Source organism: Mesorhizobium sp. WSM4819 (assembly GCF_055811215.1).
Genome location: NZ_JBVVQO010000003.1, coordinates 128,992 through 148,774, shown reverse-complemented (window position 1 = coordinate 148,774; position 19,783 = coordinate 128,992). Strand labels below are relative to the sequence as shown.

The 19,783-nt window shown below is 62.8% G+C and carries 17 protein-coding genes and 2 pseudogenes; 8 read left to right on the top strand and 11 right to left on the bottom strand.

The features are described 5' to 3' along the window. Positions 1 to 11: 11 nt before the first annotated feature. From AC0L18_RS04505 to AC0L18_RS04490, 4 genes are read left to right on the top strand one after another with little or no spacing between them, the layout of a single operon-like run. The gene (locus AC0L18_RS04505; protein ID WP_473490793.1) at positions 12 to 1,853 is read left to right on the top strand and encodes a (5-formylfuran-3-yl)methyl phosphate synthase; all 1,842 of its coding nucleotides are present in this window, start codon (positions 12 to 14) and stop codon (positions 1,851 to 1,853) included. Positions 1,854 to 1,856: 3 nt separating this feature from the next. Next, positions 1,857 to 2,408 carry a flavoprotein gene (locus tag AC0L18_RS04500; protein WP_473490792.1) on the top strand — a complete coding sequence of 184 codons (552 nt, stop codon included), beginning with the start codon at positions 1,857 to 1,859 and terminating at the stop codon, positions 2,406 to 2,408. Next, entirely contained in the window at positions 2,401 to 3,795 is a 1,395-nt protein-coding gene (locus AC0L18_RS04495; RefSeq protein WP_473490791.1) for a DUF6513 domain-containing protein, read from the top strand. Before AC0L18_RS04500 ends, AC0L18_RS04495 begins: the two co-directional genes overlap by 8 nt. 3 nt (positions 3,796 to 3,798) lie before the next feature. Beyond that, positions 3,799 to 4,389, top strand: a complete 591-nt coding sequence (locus AC0L18_RS04490; protein ID WP_473490790.1) for a DUF447 domain-containing protein — start codon at positions 3,799 to 3,801, stop codon at positions 4,387 to 4,389. Positions 4,390 to 4,821: 432 nt separating this feature from the next. Here the strand turns inward: AC0L18_RS04490 and AC0L18_RS04485 are convergent. From AC0L18_RS04485 to AC0L18_RS04475, 3 genes and pseudogenes are all read right to left on the bottom strand, one after another. After that, a pseudogene (locus AC0L18_RS04485) lies at positions 4,822 to 5,196 on the bottom strand (DUF3604 domain-containing protein); the annotation flags it as partial. Between the two features lie 118 nt (positions 5,197 to 5,314). Further along, positions 5,315 to 5,917 carry an HdeD family acid-resistance protein gene (locus AC0L18_RS04480; protein WP_473490789.1) on the bottom strand — a complete coding sequence of 201 codons (603 nt, stop codon included), beginning with the start codon at positions 5,915 to 5,917 and terminating at the stop codon, positions 5,315 to 5,317. Positions 5,918 to 6,226: 309 nt separating this feature from the next. Continuing rightward, positions 6,227 to 6,558, bottom strand: a pseudogene (locus AC0L18_RS04475) (transposase); the annotation flags it as partial. A gap of 497 nt (positions 6,559 to 7,055) precedes the next feature. Between AC0L18_RS04475 and AC0L18_RS04470 the strand changes: the two are divergent. Both AC0L18_RS04470 and AC0L18_RS04465 read left to right on the top strand, forming a co-directional pair. Continuing rightward, positions 7,056 to 8,984, top strand: coding sequence for an adenylate/guanylate cyclase domain-containing protein (locus AC0L18_RS04470; RefSeq protein WP_473490788.1), 1,929 nt, complete (start codon positions 7,056 to 7,058; stop codon positions 8,982 to 8,984). 84 nt (positions 8,985 to 9,068) lie between these two features. Beyond that, positions 9,069 to 9,932, top strand: a complete 864-nt coding sequence (locus AC0L18_RS04465; RefSeq protein WP_473490787.1) for a hypothetical protein — start codon at positions 9,069 to 9,071, stop codon at positions 9,930 to 9,932. A 558-nt stretch (positions 9,933 to 10,490) separates the two neighbouring features. Here the strand turns inward: AC0L18_RS04465 and AC0L18_RS04460 are convergent. Further along, positions 10,491 to 11,540: a hydantoinase/oxoprolinase family protein gene (locus AC0L18_RS04460; protein WP_473490786.1), complete on the bottom strand. Its 1,050-nt coding sequence runs from the start codon at positions 11,538 to 11,540 to the stop codon at positions 10,491 to 10,493. Between the two features lie 57 nt (positions 11,541 to 11,597). Here AC0L18_RS04460 and AC0L18_RS04455 point away from each other — a divergent pair, with 57 nt between their 5' ends. Next, complete coding sequence (locus tag AC0L18_RS04455; RefSeq protein ID WP_473490785.1) at positions 11,598 to 12,296, top strand: HisA/HisF-related TIM barrel protein; 699 nt, start codon at positions 11,598 to 11,600, stop codon at positions 12,294 to 12,296. Between the two features lie 256 nt (positions 12,297 to 12,552). Here AC0L18_RS04455 and fae read toward each other — a convergent pair whose 3' ends face one another. The 7 genes from fae to AC0L18_RS04420 form a co-directional block, all read right to left on the bottom strand. Further along, complete coding sequence (fae, locus tag AC0L18_RS04450; protein ID WP_029350398.1) at positions 12,553 to 13,059, bottom strand: formaldehyde-activating enzyme; 507 nt, start codon at positions 13,057 to 13,059, stop codon at positions 12,553 to 12,555. Positions 13,060 to 13,228: 169 nt separating this feature from the next. Continuing rightward, positions 13,229 to 14,113, bottom strand: coding sequence for a triphosphoribosyl-dephospho-CoA synthase (locus AC0L18_RS04445; protein WP_473490784.1), 885 nt, complete (start codon positions 14,111 to 14,113; stop codon positions 13,229 to 13,231). Further along, positions 14,110 to 15,078 (bottom strand): ATP-grasp domain-containing protein, encoded by a 969-nt coding sequence (locus AC0L18_RS04440; protein ID WP_473490783.1) that lies wholly within the window; start codon positions 15,076 to 15,078, stop codon positions 14,110 to 14,112. The genes AC0L18_RS04445 and AC0L18_RS04440 overlap by 4 nt, the downstream gene beginning before the upstream one ends. Before the next feature lie 110 nt (positions 15,079 to 15,188). Continuing rightward, positions 15,189 to 16,145: a methenyltetrahydromethanopterin cyclohydrolase gene (gene mch / locus AC0L18_RS04435; protein WP_473490782.1), complete on the bottom strand. Its 957-nt coding sequence runs from the start codon at positions 16,143 to 16,145 to the stop codon at positions 15,189 to 15,191. Beyond that, positions 16,142 to 17,290, bottom strand: a complete 1,149-nt coding sequence (locus AC0L18_RS04430) for an ATP-grasp domain-containing protein (RefSeq protein ID WP_473490781.1) — start codon at positions 17,288 to 17,290, stop codon at positions 16,142 to 16,144. The genes mch and AC0L18_RS04430 overlap by 4 nt, the downstream gene beginning before the upstream one ends. Further along, positions 17,268 to 18,161: an NAD(P)-dependent methylenetetrahydromethanopterin dehydrogenase gene (locus AC0L18_RS04425; protein WP_473490780.1), complete on the bottom strand. Its 894-nt coding sequence runs from the start codon at positions 18,159 to 18,161 to the stop codon at positions 17,268 to 17,270. Before AC0L18_RS04425 ends, AC0L18_RS04430 begins: the two co-directional genes overlap by 23 nt. A gap of 41 nt (positions 18,162 to 18,202) precedes the next feature. Beyond that, positions 18,203 to 19,171, bottom strand: a complete 969-nt coding sequence (locus AC0L18_RS04420; protein ID WP_473490779.1) for a beta-ribofuranosylaminobenzene 5'-phosphate synthase family protein — start codon at positions 19,169 to 19,171, stop codon at positions 18,203 to 18,205. Between the two features lie 159 nt (positions 19,172 to 19,330). Between AC0L18_RS04420 and AC0L18_RS04415 the strand changes: the two genes are divergently transcribed. Continuing rightward, positions 19,331 to 19,711 (top strand): 4a-hydroxytetrahydrobiopterin dehydratase, encoded by a 381-nt coding sequence (locus AC0L18_RS04415; RefSeq protein ID WP_473490778.1) that lies wholly within the window; start codon positions 19,331 to 19,333, stop codon positions 19,709 to 19,711. Positions 19,712 to 19,783 lie beyond the last annotated feature (72 nt).

The window sequence follows — 19,783 nt, the reverse complement described above, 5'->3', positions numbered from 1 at the left end:
AAAGTCCGTCAATGACCAGAATGCTGGCCAGCGTCACCGGCGTCGACGAGGCGGAGATCGCGCTTTCTGGCGGCGTCGACATCGTCGACCTGAAGGATCCGAAGGCGGGAGCGCTGGGCGCGGTGTCCACGCAGACCATCCGCCGGACGATTTCGCTGATCGCCGGCCGGGCGCCGGTCAGCGCGGTCTGCGGCGACCTGCCGATGGAGCCGGAGACGATCCGCGCCAGGGCCGAAGAGATCACTGCCGCCGGCGCCGATTACGTCAAGATAGGTTTGTTTCCGTCGGCAAATGTTGCGGCTTGTGCGGCGGCGCTCGCGCCGCTCGCCGCGCGAACGAAACTGATCGCCGTGCTTTTCGCCGACCTGACGCCGGATTTCGAGCTTCTGCCGATGCTTGCCGAACATCGCTTCCATGGCGCCATGGTCGACACGGCCAACAAGGCCAACGGGCGGCTGCTCGACCATCTGCCGCCCGAGCGTATCCCGGGATTCATCGATCGAGCGAAATCGCTCGGCCTCATGGTTGGGCTGAGCGGATCGCTGGAAGCCCCTGATATTCCGAGGCTGCTGCCCTTCGGTCCCGATTTTCTCGGCTTTCGCGGGGCGCTGTGCGGCGATTCCGGCCGCGTGGGTTCGATCAGCGCCGAGGCGGTTGCGCAGATCCGCGAACTGATCCCGGAAGCATCCCGGGCCGGCGGCGCGTCGAGCGTCGACTACCGTCTGCTGGCGGCGAGGGGCTATTCGCCGGGCACCGACCCGACATTGGGCACCGACAAGATCTTCGTGCGGGACTTTGTCCTGCCGGTCCAGATCGGCGCCTACAGTTTTGAGCACGGCCATACCCAAAAAGTGCGTTTCGACGTGACCGCTGACGTACTGCAAGTCACCGACCATCCCGAAGACATGCGCCATGTCTTCTCCTACGACATCATCATGGACGGCATTCGCACCATCGTTGCGCGGGGCCACATCCAGCTCAGCGAGGCCCTGGCCGAGCAGGTGGCGACCTACATCCTGGAGAACCCGCGTGTCGTGCGGGTCACGGTAAGGGTGGAAAAACTCGAGCTCGGCCCAGGCGGCGTCGGCGTCGAGATTGAACGCAAGCGCCAATCGGCAGGCCGCGGCGTTGCCTCCGGCCCTGCCGGGCGAAAAGACCAAGGCGCCGTTTCCCGGCCGCGACAGGAAAGGCCCGAGGCCATCAGGCGAGCCGCCGTCAAGCCGTCCGTCGTCAAGCTTGGCGGCAGCACCGTCCATGCGGCGGAACTGGAAAGCTGGATCGCGGCGCTGGCGGGCTCCCAGTTGCCGATCGTCATCGTGCCCGGCGGCGGCCTGTTCGCCGACCAGGTGCGCGAGACGCAGATTTACATGGATTTTTCCGACACCGCCGCCCACGCCATGGCGATCCTCGCCATGGAGCAGTTCGCCCAGGTCATCCTCGACCGCGATGAAAGGCTGGCGCCGGCACGGTCGCTGGAAGAAATGCGGCGGGCGCTGGACGCGGGGAAAATCCCGGTGTGGCTGCCGTCGTCATTGGCGCTGCCGGCGCCGGACATTCCGGCGTCCTGGGATGTTACCTCCGATTCGCTTGCCGCCTGGCTTGCCGGCAAGCTCGGCGCGAACGCGCTGCTCTTGATCAAGCAGACCGGCGCCTTCTCCGGCAGCGACACGATCGACAGCCTGGCGGTCAGAGGCATCGTCGACGCCGGGTTCGCCGCCACGCTGCCCGACGGTGTCGATGTCCATCTCGCCGGCCCGAAAGATGTCGCCGAGGCCGGGGCGCTGCTCGCGGCGGGCAATCTGCCCGGCATTGCAATCGCGGCTTCGATCCGGTCGGCAAGAAAAGCAGGGTAGGCGATGGCGATGCTGCATACGCCGCGCTGGGCATGGGTTTTGACCGGTTCCGGTCATTTTTTTACGGAGAGTTTTGCACTCATCCACCAGATCGAGCATTGCGATGTCTTTGTGTCGAAAGCCGCCAACGAAGTGCTGCGCATGTACAAGCTCAAGCTCGATTTCCCGGAGACGACGCGCGTGCTGCACGACAAGACGGCGAGCGCGATCCCGGTCGGTGAATTCTATCACGGCGTCTATCATACGGTGGTGGTGGCGCCGGCCAGCTCCAACACGGTCGCCAAATGCGTGCACGGCATTTCCGACACGCTCGCCACCAACGTCTTTGCCCAGGCCGGAAAATGCCGGGTGCCGGCCATCGTCTTTGCCTGCGACACCGCGCCGGAACTCGAAACCATGGCGCCGCATGGGCTGGTCAAGGTCTATCCGCGCAGCATCGACCTCGAGAATACCAACCAGCTGAAGAGTTTTGAGCGAACCCAGGTGGTCGAGTCGCTTGCCGATCTCGAAGCCTCGGTCAGGCGGCGCCACGCCGAACTCGCAAGCCATGGCTGAGCGGCTGGTCTTTCTTACCGGCCATCTGGCAAAAGTCCGGCTGGAAAGGCTGCTGGCCGGACTGGGCGAAACCGAATTTGCCTGGGAGATCATCGACATCGGCGTCAAGGTCGCGGCGCTGATGAGCGAAGACATCATCAAGCGGCGGCTTACCTTGGCAGGCGCCGCCGATCGCGTCATCCTGCCAGGCCGCTATCGCGGCGACATCGAGCATCTGTCGGAGCATTTCGGCGTGCCCTTCGTGCGCGGGCCCGACGAGATCGCCGATCTGCCGGCCTTTCTCGGCCGGACGGGCGAGGCGCCTGACCTTTCGCGTCACGACATGCGCATCTTCGCCGAAATCGTCGATGCGCCAATGCTGTCGGTCGAGGCGCTGGTGGCGAGAGCACGGACGCTGGCCGCGGCCGGCGCCGACGTCATCGATCTCGGCTGCCTGCCGGAAACACCGTTTCCGTTGCTGGACGAGGCGGTGCGCGAACTGAAGGCACAGGGATATCTGGTCAGCGTCGATTCCGCCAGGTCAGACGAACTGTCGATCGGCGCAGGCGCCGGTGCGGATTTTCTTCTCAGCCTCGATGAGAACACGCTGCCGTTGGCCCTGGACCACAAGGCCGTGCCAGTGCTGATCCCGTCCACGCCCGGCGACCTGGATTCGCTCGGACGGGCCATCGAAGCGGCGCAAAAGGCCGGCATCGCCTTCCTCGCCGATCCGGTGCTCGACCCGATCCATTTCGGCTTTGCCGCCTCACTCGCGCGTTTCATCGAGGCGCGCCGCCGCTGGCCCGAGGTCGAGCTGCTGATGGGCACCGGCAATCTCACCGAATTGACCGACGCCGACAGTTCCGGCGTTACCGCGGTTCTGGCCGGGCTCTGCTCGGAACTTCAGATCCGAAACGTGCTTGCCGTGCACGTCAGCCCGCACACGCTGCGAACCATCGAGGAGCACGACATTGCCCGCCGCATCCTGTTTGCCGCCAAGAGTGACGGTGCGCTGCCGCGAAGTTACCATCCAGGGCTGCTGCAGGTTCACGACCGCAAGCCGTTCACCGCCTCGACCGAGGATATCGCAGCACTGGCGGCGGAGGTGCGCGACACCAACTTCCGCATTATGACCGCCGAGGACGGCATCCATGTTTTCAACGGCAAGGGGCACGCGGTTGCCACCGATGCGTTCGAACTCTTTGCCGGGCTTGGCGTTGAGGCGGATGGAGCACACGCGTTCTATCTCGGCGCCGAACTGATGAAGTCCGAGATCGCGTGGCGCCTCGGCAAGCGCTATGTGCAGGACGAGCCGCTCGCATGGGGCGTTGCCGCGCCGGCTCCCGAAACCGACCGCAGCCGTCTTGCGGAACCGGGCCACACGCTCCGCGCGAAGAAAGAGCGCTAAACCATGCCGTTCATTCGCGAATCGATCATCACTACGGTCAACAAAGCCGGCGACGTCCACATCGCGCCGATCGGCATCATCGCCGAGGAGGACGGCTGGGTCATCGCGCCGTTCCGGCCGTCCATCACGCTCGACAATCTCGCCGAAGTGCCGTTCGCCATTGCCAATTACACCGATGACGTCCGCATCTTTGCCGGCTGCCTGACTGGCCGCAAGCATTGGCCGACCGTTGCCGTCGACGGGTTTCCAGTGCCGCGTCTCGCAGCGGCGCTCGCGCATTCGGTCCTCGAAGTCGAAAGCGTCGACGACGATGCCATGCGGCCTCGCCATTTCTGCCGCGTGGTGCAGGAGGAAACGCATGCGCCGTTCACCGGCTTCAACCGCGCCAAGGCGGCGGTGCTGGAACTGGCCATCCTGGTCAGCCGGCTCGGCATGCTGCCGCGCGACAAGATCGAGGCGGAAATCGCCTACCTTTCGATTGCCATCGAAAAGACTGCGGGCGAGGGCGAGAAAGAAGCCTGGGGCTGGCTGATGCAGCGTGTTTGCGATCACCTCGCGGCCGAGGATGCCAGCGGCGAGGATGCGCGGGGGTGAACCGGATATGCTGAACCAGGGTAAGCGTCCGGGCTGACGCGTTTTAGCATGGTACGCGGTGGCGGTGGCGCTGATCTCAAACGGCGGTGTTCGATCCTTTTGCGGGCATTGAGCCCGGTATGCACGATGACTGGAGTGGGCCGGAAGGAGACGTTCAGCTTCTGGCTACGGATCTTCTAGGGCGGACATTCAGCTCACAATGGGCATCGTCGTGATCTGCCCCTAACCGGCCATTCCCGAGCCGAAATGTTGCTCAAAAGCTGACGTTCGGCGGAACCGGTATTCCTGACCCTGACCGGACCTTCCTGCCGCCAATAAGCATCTCGGAAACGAACGTTCAGCCGAACCAGCACTCATGACCCAAGCCAGGCCTTCCTGTTTTGTTGGAAGAAGGTCTGGAAAGGGGTGAATTGCGACACCGCGCGAGGTCAGCGGCGTGTACCAGATCGGCGATGTGTAGGCTCGCTCGGTGATCGTCATTGCTGTCCCCGGCAGAGAGTCGACCCCATATCGCTTGGCATCGTAGGCAGTCCGGCGCGGCGTCGGGATCTCGATCACTCGGTCGCAGTAGAGGGCGGGCAACCTCGGGTCGAACTCCGGGTCTTTCCACACCTTGATGAGCTCGGGCGCGCCGATCGTATTCGTCCAGGTCGCATTCTCCACATCGACGGTGCTGCCTACCGAACGAAATTTGCCGTCGCCGCCTGGCTTGCGGTCGCCCGACCATGCGACGTCGTAGATTTTCTCGTGCAGATTGCCATTCTTGTCGAGCCAACCTTTGACGATCTGGTAGCGGTCAAGGTTGGCGCGATGCGTTCGGCCGGCGGCACGCAGTCCGGGCCGCCGTCCTTCGTCACCCTCGCGACAAAGTCGCGGACGGCCGACTTCGCCACGCCTTCGTTCCGGGAGGGAAGCGGGTCCGGCATTATGCGGCCGCCCCATGGGCGTGGCCCTCATGGCTGTGCCTGCGCAGCCGGAACGCCAGCCCGACCAGCATCACGCCGAAGACGATGGCATAGGCGCCGATGACCCAGAGCAGACCGAGCGCCCCGGCGCCCGGAGCTATCGCGATGATCGCGCCGACCAGCACGGATAGCGCTCCCGCCGCGACCAGCCACCACTCGTTGTCGATCTCCTTCCTGAGCCGGATCGCGCCGATGATCTGCATGACGCCGGTGGCGATCATCCAGCCGGCTATAAACAAGACAAGCACGATCGCGGTCATGCCCGGCAAGGCCATCGCGACCAGACCCGCAAGGATGCCGAGCACGCCGACCAGCGCCATCCACCATCGCGGCGCCGGCGCCCCGCCCTTGATGGCTGCAATGAGCGCCAGCACGCCGTCGACGAGCGCATAGGCGCCGTAGAGCACGACGAGCGTCACAAGCGAGATACCCGGCCAGATGAAGGTCAGCACGCCGAACAGAATCCCACAGATGCCGCGCAGCAGGATCAGCCACCAGTTCCGCGCCAGCGCATGAAGCATCATTCTGCCGGCTATTGGCCCGGCTGGACGTGTCGTGCTCATTGTTCACCTCCGTTCAGTTGCGATCGGTCGATGCGCCGGCGTAGCAGGTATGCTCGTCGCCCGCAGCGTGGTTTAGTGCTCGCTTGTGCTGGCCTCTGCCAGTGCCTTCAACGCGTCGTGACCTGACGTTGACTAGCTGGGCGGCTTTCCCCCGCCGCGATCAAGCCACGCGGAGACGACGAACAATCCTGCGCTTGGTCACGGACTTTTTCAACGGTATCGGCGGATAGTGTTGAAGAAGTTGGCGATGAAGCCGTGGATCCACTCGCACCGAAGCGTCTTGATTAAGGTCGACGCGACCTCCTCGCCCTAAGTGGCTCGGATGGGTGTCCCGAGGGTGCATATCTTGGCCAATTTCCTGAGGTTCTGGGCGATGGCTGCAAGGTGGAACTCATCGCGGGCACCACAGGGGCCGCGCAATCGCAATCGATCGAGCTTCAGGATGCGCTTGAGGTGCGCGACAGCATCTCCACCTTCTTCCGCTGATAGCGTGAGATCTGGTAGGCGTCGGTCTTGGCGATGTCGCGGGCCATGTCGCGCGCGCCCTCATAGATCGAGCGCAGCACCTTGCGCGCCGGCTCCTTCGGGCAACAGCGGGGCTTCAGGGCACAGGCGTCGCAATCCAGCTTGCTGGCGCGATGCACCGGCCGGCTCGATCGCGCCAATTCGCGACATTCAGGGCGCTTCTCCACAGCGGACCTTGCGCAGCGGCCGGAGTCGACCACCCTTTGCAGCCATCCAGCGCGGACCAGCGCCTTTTTGCCACTATCTGTGGCGCGCGGCCGGGCAGCGCCATTTCATGACCTATGCAGCCATCCGCTCGGAAGTCAGGTTCTTTGGCCAGAGCGGACGTAGGAACCGACCTGTCCGCGTAGCTGCGAGGGACCAAAAGGCGTGCAATGGGGTCGCGGCATGGCCGGCGTTCAAGTGCTTCGGGACGAGGATCTTTGGGTCCTGATTGTCGTCACACGAGAAGGTGGCGTGGAGGAGGAGGGCGTGGGGCGCTCCTTTACGCAGCTTGCAACGTTTTGTGCCGGAGTATAAGCTTCATCTAAAGTTATAATTGGCTGATTTCCCGCAGTCGGGCTGGGGGATCACCGCACCGCACCTGTGGAGGCGTGGTGCTTATGGGGCACGCATGGAGCAGGTGCAGCGGAAGCTCGCCGTTATCCTTGCCGCCGACGTGGTCGGTTACTCTCGCTTGGTCGAGGAGGCAGAGGAAGCAACGCTAGCGCTCCTCCATTCGTACCTGGAAATCGTACATCGCCTCGTCGCACTCCATCAGGGCCGAGTCTTCGGCAGAGCGGGCGACAGCTTTGTCGCTGAATTTCCCAGCCCCGTAGAGGCTTCCCGCTGCGCGCTGGAGATCCAATCAAGTCTGACGCGCGAAAATGCACAGTTGGAAGAGCGCCGCCGCATGCTCCTGCGTATCGGAATCCATCTGGGCGACGTTGTAGTCGAAGGCGACAGTCTGCAGGGCGACGGCGTGAATATCGCATCCCGGCTTCAGGCTCAGGCCAGCCCGGGGACTGTCTTGATTTCGAGCGATGTCTACCGCCAGGTGCGGAACAAGCTTGAAGTCGGATTTCTTGACCTCGGTCGCCGGAAACTGAAAAACATCGCCGAGCCGATGCAGGTTTATCAGGTGCTGATGGAGCGCCCGCGGCTGATCGGCAGACTTCGCACGCGTCGGGCCGTCCGGCGGGCAGCCGCTGTCGGCGCGGTACTGGCCGCGGTTGCGGCAATAGCCGTGCCGCTACTGTTATTTCGCCCGCAAGTCTTTGATTCATTTGGCGTCATGAGGCCGCAGGCTTCGCGGCCCGACCGCCCTTCAATCGCAGTCCTGCCGCTACAAAATATTGGAGGAAATCCCGATTATGATTACTTCAGTTCCGGTCTAACGAACGACCTGACCACCGACCTTGCGAAGTTCAAGAACCTGTTCGTCGTAGCGAACAACTCTGCCAACGCCTACAAGGATAGGACGGCAACGACCCAAGAGATTAGCCACGCGCTTGGCGTGCGCTATATCCTTGAGGGAAGCGTGCAACGTGATGCCGACCGCCTCCGCGTCAACGCGCAGCTTATCGATGCCACGACAGGAGAACATATCTGGGCCGAACGCTACAGCCGCAATATGACAGAATTGTTTTCCGTTCAGGATGATATATTGCAGCATATTGTTTCATCTCTCTCCGTTGAGGTGCGCTTCGCGGAGGAAGAGCAAGCAATGGAGAAGGAAACTTCGAACCTGCTTGCTAAAGATTACTATTGGAAAGGCCGCGAATATTTAGACGAATACACGAAGGAATCTATAGATAATGCGCAGGATATGTTCGAAAAGGCATTAGCCTTGGATGAGCACTATTGGCATGCGCTCAGCGACCTGGCCTACGTGCATCTGGTTCGATACCAGGAGCTTTGGAGTCAGGATCCCGATCGGGACCTTGCAATTGCGAACGACATGGCATTCCGCGCGATGCAGGCTGCGAGGGACGACTATTACAACATCTGGGGCTACGCAATGGTTCTTCACGCTCGCGCAGGCGCCGCCGAGCAGAAGGGATTAAAAGAGAAGAGCGACCAACTCCTGCGCGATGCGATCGCGACCTACGACTTGGCGATCAAATCGAACCAGAGCGACCCAGGGCTGCTCGTCATGCACGCGGACCTCCTCGCATATCAAGGAGAAGCGGCCGCTCGACGAGGTGTCGAGCAAATTCATCGCGCAATGGAGATCAACCCGTTCCATCCTGAATGGTATCTCTGGTCGTTGGGCGCGGCATTGTTTCACGCACACGAATACGACGAAGCGGTGGCCACGTTTTTGCGGATGAAGGACCCTCAGCCGCGCGTGCACCTGCATTTAGCCGCCTGTTATGCGCGGTTGAGCGAGACCGCTGCGGATAAGGACAAACCTACCCTTCTCGACCAGGCGCGTAAGGAGCTTTCGACATTCCGTCAGTTGAGCCCGGACTGGACCATGGAGCGGGAGCAACGGGAAAAGTTCTCGTCTCAAGAGGCCAAGGAGCACTGGATCCGCGCTTTGCAAATAGCCGGCGCCTAGCGGCCCTCAGGTCACCCCCAAGACCGTGTGCAACCGCGCGCGGAGGCCAGCTCGCAAACATTCACTCGTAAGTGGAGAGGACCAATGGCGAAAGCAAAAGCAAAACCCGATAGAAGCAGCCAGGCACTCGAGCACTATAGACAGGGGCGGGAGTTCCTGAACCGGCATACTCGCGAATCGATGCAGATGGCGCAGGAACAGTTTGAGCGTGCGTTAGAGGTGAAACCGGATTTTTGGCAGGCCCTTGGCGATATCGCTTATGTGCATCTTGTCCGATATCAGGACCTTTTGAGCGATCATCCCGATGAGCAGCTGCGTCTTGCTGATCAAAAAGCCCTGAGGGCTAAGAACGAAAATCCCCGTGATTACTACAATCTCTGGGGCTATGCCATGGTCCTTCATGCCAAGGCGGGTCTCGCTGAATTTCATGGCCGGGCAGAGGAGAGCAATGAGCTTCTCTGCGAGGCAATTGCTACTTACGACCAAGCGCTTAAGTTGAACAAAAACAGCGGCCCCGCGGACCCAGGGTTGCTCGTCCTCCATGCCGATCTTCTGGCTTATCTGGGTAGGGCCGAAGCGCTGCGAGCGGCCGGACAGATCCGTCGGGCGATGCGGATGAATGCCGGTCACCCGGAATGGTATTTCTGGTGTTTGGGCGCGGCCTATTTCCATGCGCGTGACTACAGCCAGTCGGTAACGTCCCTTTTGAGTATGAAAGAACCGGAGCCGCGCGTACCCTTGCACCTGGCCGCCAGCTATGCGCGCCTGAGCGAGACGGTCGAAGATCCCGAGAAGAAGAAGTTTCTCAACCTTGCCCAACACGAACTTGAGGAAGCCCAGCAGATGACGCCCGGTTGGACGCTGGACCGCGAGCGCAAGGAGAAATTTGCGATTGCCGAGGACAAGCAGCATTGGATTGGAGCTTTGGAGCTTGCGGGCGCTCAGTGAGGGCTACGGTGTATAGCATCCATTTGCATATAGCTGTGTCGACCGACGCTTACGGTAGGTATCCGACTGCGGAAAATCCGCCATAGCCGAATAGCGGGCAAACCTACTGGGCCGGCTGGCGCCGATCTCCCACAGCTGCTGTCTCATCTGCTTCGTTTCGCGACTTTCACGCTGGCACAAGCTATGACCGGCGCGGGTCATGGGCGTGAGTTCAGCCGAGGGCGAACGAACTTTCACAACGGGTCGACTCGAGCCTTTGCGCGAAGGTCAGCTTCGGAGAAGCGCCGGGAATGTCAAGAAATGGCGCACCCGCGACCTCCCGAATGGTCGCCAACAATGTCTGCTTTCAGGCAGTGGCAATGGTCACCTCAATGGCCGATATCAGGCGCGGACCGGACATGCGCCGAGCGGATGCCGAACGTCAGCTTTCCACCCTGTTGCGAGCTTGCGCGCGGTCCGATTTTGGATGCGCTGGTACGGGTTGAGATCTTTCAAGCCGGGCCAATTCCACGGCGGTATCTCATCTCCCCAATTGATCGGATGGCCATCATAGAGCACCTACGATTGAGATCCCGCCAGCAGCGCCACCGCTGACGCGGGCGCCACGCTACTGGCTTCGCTGCGAACGGTGTCATCTGCGGGGATGATTTCGGCGAAATCGACGAAGCGGCGTTCCATGCGTTCGGCTAGCCGCCTGATCTGCCAGCGGCCGATTCCGGCGCCGACGATCGGCGCATCCTGGGCAACGGCCCCGGCAACCAGGGACCCGGCAACCAGGGACGCTGCGTCGTGGATCTTGCGCAATTGCTGTTCGCTGAACCAGCGCGCGATTTCATGCCATTCCGGCAGGGTCAGCTCGGCGGCGTCGCGCCCGATCATGCGCGCCAGCCGCGCGATCGAGCCATCGACGGTCTTTTCCTTGCCGTCGGCGGAAGCGTGCCTGTCGTCCTTTTCGTCGAGCACCCCGAGGATCCGGTGCGCATCGGTGATCGAGGCGAAATACTCGTTCATCAGCGGTGTCAGCCTGCCGCGGACGGGGGCCGACGAGGCGACGCCGAACAGGAACGTCCTGGTGAAGCCGGTATAGACCAGTTCGCCGCTCAGCAGCCGTCCGGCATCGGTGTAGCCGTCATTGGCGACGGCGCCATTTCTAATGGCGATGATGTCGGTGGTGGTCGATCCCATGTCGACGAACAGGGCATCGCCGGCGAGTTTCGCCACCAATGACGCTGTCGCATGCCAGTTGGCAGAGGCGACGTCGGCGCTCAGCCGCGCTGCCTGCTCGACCCCGACAAATCCGGACGGTCCGGCATAGATCAAGTTTTCGCCTGGGACCCGCGTTGAAATCTCATCCAGCAAGGCCGCGACGCCGGCATCGCGGGACGGAAAGATATCAGCCAGTTCGCCGGTCATGGTGAATGCGTTGAGATCGGCGCCGGCATAGATCGGGGCCGTTTCCTCGAATGCCGAAGTCAGGGTATGGAGCCCTAGCCAAAGCGGCGTGGCGATCGTTACAGCCTCGACGATGCGGCCGTCTTGCGCACGCGTCACCTTCAGATGGGCGCCGCCAATATCGAAGCCGGCAACGATGCTCTTTCTTTTTTCCACGCTTCAAGCTTTCATCAGAGTTGGTCAGGGGCAGTTGGTCAGCGAGAAAAAAGAACGTTGCGTATCATCCCGGTTCTCGACCTGAAAGGCGGCGAGGTGGTGCGCGCCCAGCAAGGAAAACGCGATCGCTACAGGCCGATCGTCACGCCGCTCAGCCAAACTTCCGATGTCGTTGCGGTCGCTGAGGGTCTGCGCCGGCTTTACCCTTTTCCGACCTTCTATATCGCCGATCTCGATGCCATCGAAGGCGGAACGCCAAACAGTGCCGCGCTTGCCCGGCTGGAGGCGATGGCGGAGCCGCCCGAGCTTTGGGTCGATGCCGGTTTCGCCGACGAGAAAACACTTTCGGCAGCACTTGCCGAACCTTGGCTTTGCCCGGTCGTGGGATCCGAATCGCAGCAGGACGAAGCGCTATTGCGGCGTTTTTGCGGTCATCCGGAGCTTATCCTGTCGCTGGATTTCTTCGACGATGGGTTTCGCGGTCCGGCATCAGTTCTCGACGAGCCGGCGCTTTGGCCGCAAAAGGTGATCGTCATGACATTGGCCAAGGTCGGCTCCGCCTCCGGTCCCGATTTCACGCGGCTCGAGGCGATCAAGGCGAAGGCTGGAAGCCGCTCCGTTATCGCGGCCGGCGGGGTGCGCAACGAGGCTGACATTCGCGCCCTTTCATCGCTCGGTATCGCCGCGGCGCTGGTTGCGACCTCGCTGCATGACGGCACGCTCACGCCGGGGCACCTCGCAACGCTTGGCGCCTGACATTCGCGGCAACCTCGAACTTCGGTCTCGGAAACCGTGCCTTGGATCTAGAGCGGCGAACTCTCAAGTCGATCGTCTCGCCGCTCTATCTCTTTGCTGGAGCATCGGATTTCCCAAAACCGGTTCCCAACCCTCGGGTCAATTCCGAGGGCAGGTTTTGGGGTCCGATGCTCTAAAGGCCCAGAAGCTTTTTCAGGCGACGCAACAGACCATCCGGCTCCGCGGAGGGTTTTGCCTGTGCGGGGCTGTCTCTTGTCTAAGCCGCGAACGGATGCTTCACCTGATCCCGCTTGGCCGTGGCCTCGGCGGCGGTTGGCGTTCCCGAGACCGCGCGCTGGATGGCTTCTTTCGTCGCTTCATAATTGTATTTCTGGATCTTGGCGTCGTCGGCGGCGTCCCAATGGATGAAAACGCCGACGCAGATGAACAGATCGTCCGCCTCGTTGGCGGGAATGATGTCCTCGGCGACGGCATCCTGCACGGCCTTGGCGACCGCATGCTGGGCCGGGCCGAACATCTGCACGGCCTGCTTGGCGCCCTTGATCGTGACCTTGTTGAACATCACGGTGTTGGGCTTGCACTGAAGATTGGGCGCGATCACCGCCAAAAGGGAGGTAAAGCCGTCCTTGTTGTTGGTCAGCGCGTTGCAAAATGCTGTTTCGACTGCGCTCCCCCGTGGGCCGATGAGCAGGTCGACATGCGCCACTTCGTTGCCGTCTCCTACCAGCGATTCACCGACCATTACTTTCGAGATCTTTGCCATGCCAATTTTCCTCCAAGACACAGTTAATGGTGTCCAAAGACGCCGCAAACCGAGCGAGCGCTCGATGGACAGCTATCCTTGTTGGCAGCGCCCGGGGATCCGGACCGGTTGGCTGGATAGCCGCGGAAGCCCAGCTTCCGCTCCTGAAAGTCAACCACCAACGTTGCGATTATGCAAGCTGAACGCCGAGAGTGTGGACTAAAAGAGTAGCCACGGTCAGGTCGGCCGAGGTGCCGGGGTTGACGCTGTTCGCTTTCAGCCGGCGGTCCAACTCCATGAGCAGACGAATGCGTGACGTCTCGTCGTCATTGCCATGCAGCGCCGCTTCAACGGCAAGAGCTTCTTGCCGCGCCTGATTTGCGGCTTCAGCGCCATGGTTGCGCACCACATGACTGTCCGGGAAGCCGGCGAGAAACGCCATATAGGCGAACACCGTTGGCCACATGCCGCCTTCGCCGCGCGCCAAGGCGGCTTGCAGAGCCGCAAGCCCGACGCCGAACACGTCGCCGAAACCGGTAGCATACTGGCGGGCGATCATATCGCGGTCGGCCGCCTCCCGCATGGCGTCGAGCAGATGAACCTTCGGCTCCTGCCGCACATCGTTCGCCGCCTCTCCGAGGCCGCCCGGCGCGGCGGCGACGATCGCCTCGAACACCGCCCTGGTATCGTCCATGCTCATCGCGCGCAGCACCGCGTCGAGATTGTCACGCAGGCGATTGTCAGGCAGTCGATTGTCGGGCAGTTGGGCGCCCGCCATTTCAGCGGCGCATAGCAGGGGCCCTGCCAGAAGGATAATACCGAGATTGGTATTGGTCTGGACCGCCAGGCGTGTCGCGCGGACCGCTTCCAGCATGCGCCGTCCGACCGGCAGGCGCGGATCGGTCAGCGGGACGGACGAGACCTCGGCGCTGGTCATGAACTGGGCGGCGGACATGCCGTGCCCGTCGGCGAACAGATGGACGTTGCCCGGTTTCAGCGCCTCGATCTCCATCCGGCAGGCGTCCTTGTAGGCAGCCCGGAGGCGTTCTCGCGAATGCGCCATGCCGTCGGTCACGAATTCGCCGGCGCGGTGAGGCGGTAGGGTCGCGACGCCGCCGCCTCTGGGTGATCAGCTGGGCGATCAGCCAGGAATTTCAGCAGGGCGTCGGCAATCGCATCGGCGATGTTGACCGCGACCACCGATTGAAGCCCGGACCAGGCGGGCATGCTGTTGACCTCCAGCACCAACAGCTTGCCGTCTGCCGCCGGCACGATATCGACGCCGGCGAAATCCGCTGAGATAGCGGCGGCGGCGGCCCGTGCCAGCGCCGCCAGTTCGGTTTCGCCATGCAGCGAAACCTGCCCCGAAACCAGTTCGGGCACCGCCCCGCGATTGACGTTGGTGATCCAGTCGTCGCCACGGCGGCTCATCATCGCCAAAACCTCGCCGGCGCAGACGAAAACGCGAAAATCGCGGAAAGGAGGGCCGGGGCGCGGCACGTAATGCTGGAGATAGTAGACGCCGTCCACTTCTTCTTCGGCGGGGAGATCGGACAGTGTTTCGATCAGCCGGATGCCGCGGCCCTGGGCGCCGAAAAGCGGTTTTAGCACCAGCGGCGTGAACGGCAGTTCGCGTCTGGCGACCGCTTCGGCCATGGCAAGACCCTCGACCGCGAATGTCGGCGGCGTCGGCACACCGGCATTCTTCAGGAGGAAGGTCGTCATCGACTTGTCGACGCAGCGTTCTATCGCCTGCGCGGAATTCCACACCGGAATGGAAAGCTTGCCGAATGCGTGCAGCACGCCGAGACGCCGGGTGACCGCTTCGAACGATCCGGCGGCGATCGAACGGACAAGCACGGCGTCGGGCAGCGCGCCATCGAAGCCGGGGATCGACAGTCCGCTCGGGCTGCCGGTGTCGAACGCGATTGCCGCCAGCGGCACGGTTGCGACCACGGCGCCACGCCGCTCCAGCCTTGCCGCCAGGCCCTTGGAGCGGGCGTCCGAGACGTCGCTGACGATCAGGATGCGAGGGATCATGTCAGGCCTTGGATACCGGTATTTCGCGTTGTCGCGCCTCGATGGGTGAGGGATGCAGCGCGGCGGCCCGGCAGGCGGATGACAGACGGTTCCATTTGCAGCGCCATGGTCTAGCCGAGGCTCCGTTCGAGCATCTGCAGATCACGCTCGCCGGCGCGGAACGTATCGCCGGTCTCGATCGCCGTGACGATCACTTCGGCCGGGCTGAACAGCAGCGGATCGATGGCATAGAAATCTCCCTTGAACCGCTTGAAGACTTCGGCGAAGGGGTGGCCGTGGTCGCGCGAGGCGTGGCTCGGCAACCGCTCCGCGAGCTCGCTGGCGTCTTTCGCCGAGCCTTTTACGAACAGCTGGACGCTGCCGCCATAGATGATGGCGTCGTTGGTCCTGCCCATGGCGGTCAGGAAATCCGGATGCGGGGCGGGGATAGGCGCCGTGCCGATGCCGTCGACAACGTTGTCCAGCGGAAACTTGAGATCGTTGGTCTTGTGCAGGGCAACCTCGAGCGCGCGCGCAACGATCTGCACGCCGCCCGCCAGGCTTTGTGTCGGCGCATAGAGGAAGGTGAGCTTTTCGGGTGCCAGTCCGGTTGCCCTGCCGACCTTCTCGACGATCGCCTGGGGCGGCGGTTTGGCGGTCTCCAGGATCAGCACGGCGGACGACGCGGTATCGCGATAGGAAAGTGTTTCGAACAGCGGTTCGACGCGGGCGAGCGCCCGCGCCGGTCCCGATCCCATGGCAAAATAATCCTGGCTCGACAGGTTCCAGCCCGCATACTGGCTGCCCAGGCAGGCAAGCACCGGCTGCGACGACCGCACTTCGATGGTGAACGGCCATTTTGGCGACCCACGGTCCATGCACACCGAAATGCTGCCGAGGCCGCCCATCGCGGCTTCCGCCATGCGCAGCCCGGCCTCGACGCCGCCGGCGGCCTTGGCGCCGGCGTCGATCAGGCGCTCGCCCAAAGGCCCGGTGGAAACGCCGATACGCAGGCGTTCGGCGTCGCCGATCATGCCGTCGATGATGCGCTGCGCATTGTCGTTGAGGAATGCCGAACCGTTTTTCATGCCCGGTCTCCTTCCCATTGGTGTTGCAATCGGCTGGCTTGTCCCTTGATCAGCCGCCTGGTCAGATCGGCGCTCGGACCGCGCGCGAAGATGGTGCAGACCGGATCGCCGGCGATCAGCCGGGTGCCGGGCGACTGATGGTCGGCAGTCCATTCAGGCCAGGCAATCGATGGAAAGCGGGCGATCGGCGCCGCCGCATAGGTCACCATCGACGCCATCGAATCGACGAAGCGCGGCAGGCGGTATTTCTTGCCCGCCGCGGCGCGCAGATGCGCTTCGATCAGTGGCGCGTCGGCATCGTCGAAAATGTCGAGCGTGGCGCCGGGCCGCGGATTGATCTCGATGAGCTTGTAGCCATCCGGCCCGCGAATGAAATCGGCGCTGCACAATCCAACCAGGCCGGCGCGGCGCGCCAGACCTGAAAGCCAGCCGCGGATCATCGCCGCCTGGCTGCGATCGAAGCGTCTCAACCGCACGGCGCCGCCATAGCGATAGGGCGCTGCCGGGGCAGGCGACGCCCATTGTTGGCTGAAGCCGACGATGTCAGCGCTTTGGCCGTCGCCGACGAACAGGGCCGAGACACTGCGGCCGGCAATGAAACGCTGGAAATAGCGGCCGCCAGGAGCCTGACACTGTAAAATCGGGGTTTCTCCAGCGGCCCGTCTGATATGCGCGCCGCCGGCGCCGCCTGCGGTCTTCACCACCCAGTTCTCCGGATCGGGCGGCGGGTCCCATTGGAAATCCGGATGCGGAATGCCGAGTTCGGCGCAATCGGCGGCCAGCAATTGCGGGTCCTTGATCCAGCGGATCGCGGCGCCGCTGTTGCCGGCGAGCGGAAAATGGCGCGCGATCTCGTCGACGGTCTCCGTCATCCGCTCGAAGCCCGAACCCAGGACGATGGCGACCGGCTGGTCGTCTCCGGCCAGGTGCCGAAGCGTCTCGATGATGCGCTCGCCGTCGATGCCGCCTTGCAGGTCGCCCGGCAGCGTCGTCGCGCGCTCGGCAAGCGCGATCGTGTCGGTATCGCAAAAGAAATCGGCGACCAGCGGACGATAGCCGGCGCGGCGCGCGGCGGCAGCCAGCGCCCGGCCTGAAATAGCCGCGATCAGCAGAGTTCCGGCGTTATTTGGCGGTCTCGCGTGCAAGGGAAAATGCTTCCTGGAAATCGAGCGTGATGGTTTTTTCGGATTCGATCATTCTTTTGAAGAGGCCGAATTCGACCTTGTATTTCACGTTGCCGATGGCGAGCGGACCAATGCCGACAGCTTTTGCCGCTTCGAGCGGATCGCCATTGGCATTGACGGCCACGCCCTCGATGCCGGCCGGCGGGACCGCGTTGACGTCGGCGGCAATGAGCAGGCCGTCGCCTTTCAACTGGGCTTTCGAGACCACCTGGACGCCGGCCTTGGCGCACGCCAGGATCACCTCGCTCGCCTCGATCAGCTTCGTCTTGCGGGCGTCGCTCGATCCGTCAGCCGCATCGACGGCGATGTTGAACCGGCTCTTGATCTCGGCCGCGATCTGCTTGACCCTTTCGATGCCGTCATGGCCGACCAGCGTCACCCCCGCGCCTTCCCTGGCGGCGATGACGGCGGTGCAGAAGCCGACGACGCCGGTGGCGCCGAAGACAGCGATCCTGGTGTCTTTCAGCCCGCGCTCGAATTTCTTCTCCAGCGCTTTTTCGACCTTGGCCACCATCGCCGCCGCCGTGGTGAACGAGCCGGCCGGATCGGCAAATACCGAAACCTGGAAAGGCGGCACCATCGCTTTTCGCGCTGCGTCGAACATGTCGAGCGCCAGCGAGGCATCCTTGCCGGCGATAAAAATGCCGGTATCGACGCCCGCATCGGGCGGGCGCGAGAAGATCGCGTCCTGCACGAGGCCTGTCACCTCTCCCAGGTTTACATCGACATAGGGGACGACGGCGTCGAAACCTGCATCGAGCGCCATGTTCACGTCGAAAGGGCTCATATGCTTCAACGGCGTCAGCATGTGCAGGATGTGTTTGCGGGCCATTTCTCGCCTTTCTTCTTGAACCTGATGGTGTTGCCCAGCCGTCAGCTGCCGACGAGATCCAGTCTGGTCGAACTGATCTTCGCGCCGGAATTCCTGCCCTTGACGATCCTGATCTCGATGCCGTCCTCAACTGTCTGCTGAACCGCGCTGACGAAGCTGACTGCAGCGTCTTGCGATGGGGCGAAGGCAAACCCTGTCGGCCCCCACGAACTCTGGCCGATGCCGACGGCGCCTGCTTCGTTGAGAGCGTGGGCAACGCTCTCGACCCGCCTGGAGGTGAACACGCCGCCTTGCGCCGGGGCGAAATGGGTGCCGATCAGCATCTGGATGGCGGCGACGGCGGCGCCGAAGGCTGGCAGGTCGTGCTCGACGAGAGCCGGCATGATGCCCATCAGCACCCGCCGGCAGATCTCACCGCTGCCGGATGCCGGGAACGGCGGCAGCGAACGAAACGCCGCGATCTCGGCATCGCCATGCAGTCCATGCCCGCCATGGTCGAGGATCAGGATGACGCGCCACTCTTCCGGGAACGGCAGTCGCGCCACGACCGGAGGCGGCCTGCCGCTGTCGTCCTTGCCGGCGTCGACAATGACGCCACCGCTTTCGAAGCTGGCGATGCCGATGCCGGATCGTCCGCCGCGATCGAGCAGGGTCGCATCGCTGCCGATATCGAGCGGCAGTTTGTGGAGCGTGCGCAGCGCCGCGGCGACGGCAAGGGCGATCTGCGTGCCGGAGCCCAGGCCGGCATGGCTCGGGATCGACTGTTCGATCACCAGACGGTGCTGACCGCGAATGCCGAGATGGCTGCAGAGCGTCGCCAGATGTTCGCCGGCGCGCCGGCTCTCGGCGCCTCCGACGATGGTCTCGCTGGACCGTGACAGGGTGACTGTTGTTTCGGGTTCGCTCAGCGGCAGCCCGACGCTGCCAAAGCGACGCCCGGTATCGCCATTGAGATCGAGGAAGCCAAGATGCAGGCGGGCGGGCACTTGTAAGGTGACAGAATTCGACATCTACCCCCCGATGGGTGCATCATAGACGCATCATGGAAGTTTAGGTGCCCGTCGCCATGATAGCTGTTTTCGTCGAAGGGGCAAGCCGCAGAGAGTGCATTCGTTTTATCTTCTTTTGGCTCGGCGCGAGAACGGACCGGGCAATTCGCGGAGGTCGAGATGAACGAGACGCCGAGGGAAAAGGTCTATTCGGAAGCCGAGATTGCCGACCGGCTCGAGAAGGAACTGCCGAAATGGTATTACGAGAACGGCTGGATCCGGCGCAAATACAAGACCCACAGCTGGAAATCGACACTGATGGTCATCAACACGGTCGGCCATCTCGCCGAGGCGGCATGGCACCACCCCGACATCACGGCGTCCTATGCCTGGGTCGAGGTGCGCCTGATGAACCATGCGGCCAAGGGCATCACCGACAAAGACTTCGAGCTGGCCAAAAAGATCGAGGATGTCGTCCAGTGGCAGCCGGCCCGAGAAGGCGGCGCGCTGGAAGGCACTCCGCCGACCGATCAGCGCTTCGCTTACATCAAATATGATTAAGCGCGGTCGGAATTTGTTGATGGCGTAAGAAAACATTCGCTAATCTGCTGACAGGCGGGGTTCACGGCCAAT

Coding starts and splice junctions, on each gene's coding strand:
- AC0L18_RS04505 (WP_473490793.1), top strand. CDS start 12: ATGACCAGAATGCTGGCCAGCGTCACCGGCGTCGACGAGGCGGAGATC.
- AC0L18_RS04500 (WP_473490792.1), top strand. CDS start 1,857: ATGGCGATGCTGCATACGCCGCGCTGGGCATGGGTTTTGACCGGTTCC.
- AC0L18_RS04495 (WP_473490791.1), top strand. CDS start 2,401: ATGGCTGAGCGGCTGGTCTTTCTTACCGGCCATCTGGCAAAAGTCCGG.
- AC0L18_RS04490 (WP_473490790.1), top strand. CDS start 3,799: ATGCCGTTCATTCGCGAATCGATCATCACTACGGTCAACAAAGCCGGC.
- AC0L18_RS04480 (WP_473490789.1), bottom strand. CDS start 5,917: ATGAGCACGACACGTCCAGCCGGGCCAATAGCCGGCAGAATGATGCTT.
- AC0L18_RS04470 (WP_473490788.1), top strand. CDS start 7,056: ATGGAGCAGGTGCAGCGGAAGCTCGCCGTTATCCTTGCCGCCGACGTG.
- AC0L18_RS04465 (WP_473490787.1), top strand. CDS start 9,069: ATGGCGAAAGCAAAAGCAAAACCCGATAGAAGCAGCCAGGCACTCGAG.
- fae (WP_029350398.1), bottom strand. CDS start 13,059: ATGGCAAAGATCTCGAAAGTAATGGTCGGTGAATCGCTGGTAGGAGAC.
- AC0L18_RS04440 (WP_473490783.1), bottom strand. CDS start 15,078: ATGATCCCTCGCATCCTGATCGTCAGCGACGTCTCGGACGCCCGCTCC.
- mch (WP_473490782.1), bottom strand. CDS start 16,145: ATGAAAAACGGTTCGGCATTCCTCAACGACAATGCGCAGCGCATCATC.
- AC0L18_RS04425 (WP_473490780.1), bottom strand. CDS start 18,161: ATGGCCCGCAAACACATCCTGCACATGCTGACGCCGTTGAAGCATATG.
- AC0L18_RS04420 (WP_473490779.1), bottom strand. CDS start 19,171: ATGTCGAATTCTGTCACCTTACAAGTGCCCGCCCGCCTGCATCTTGGC.
- AC0L18_RS04415 (WP_473490778.1), top strand. CDS start 19,331: ATGAACGAGACGCCGAGGGAAAAGGTCTATTCGGAAGCCGAGATTGCC.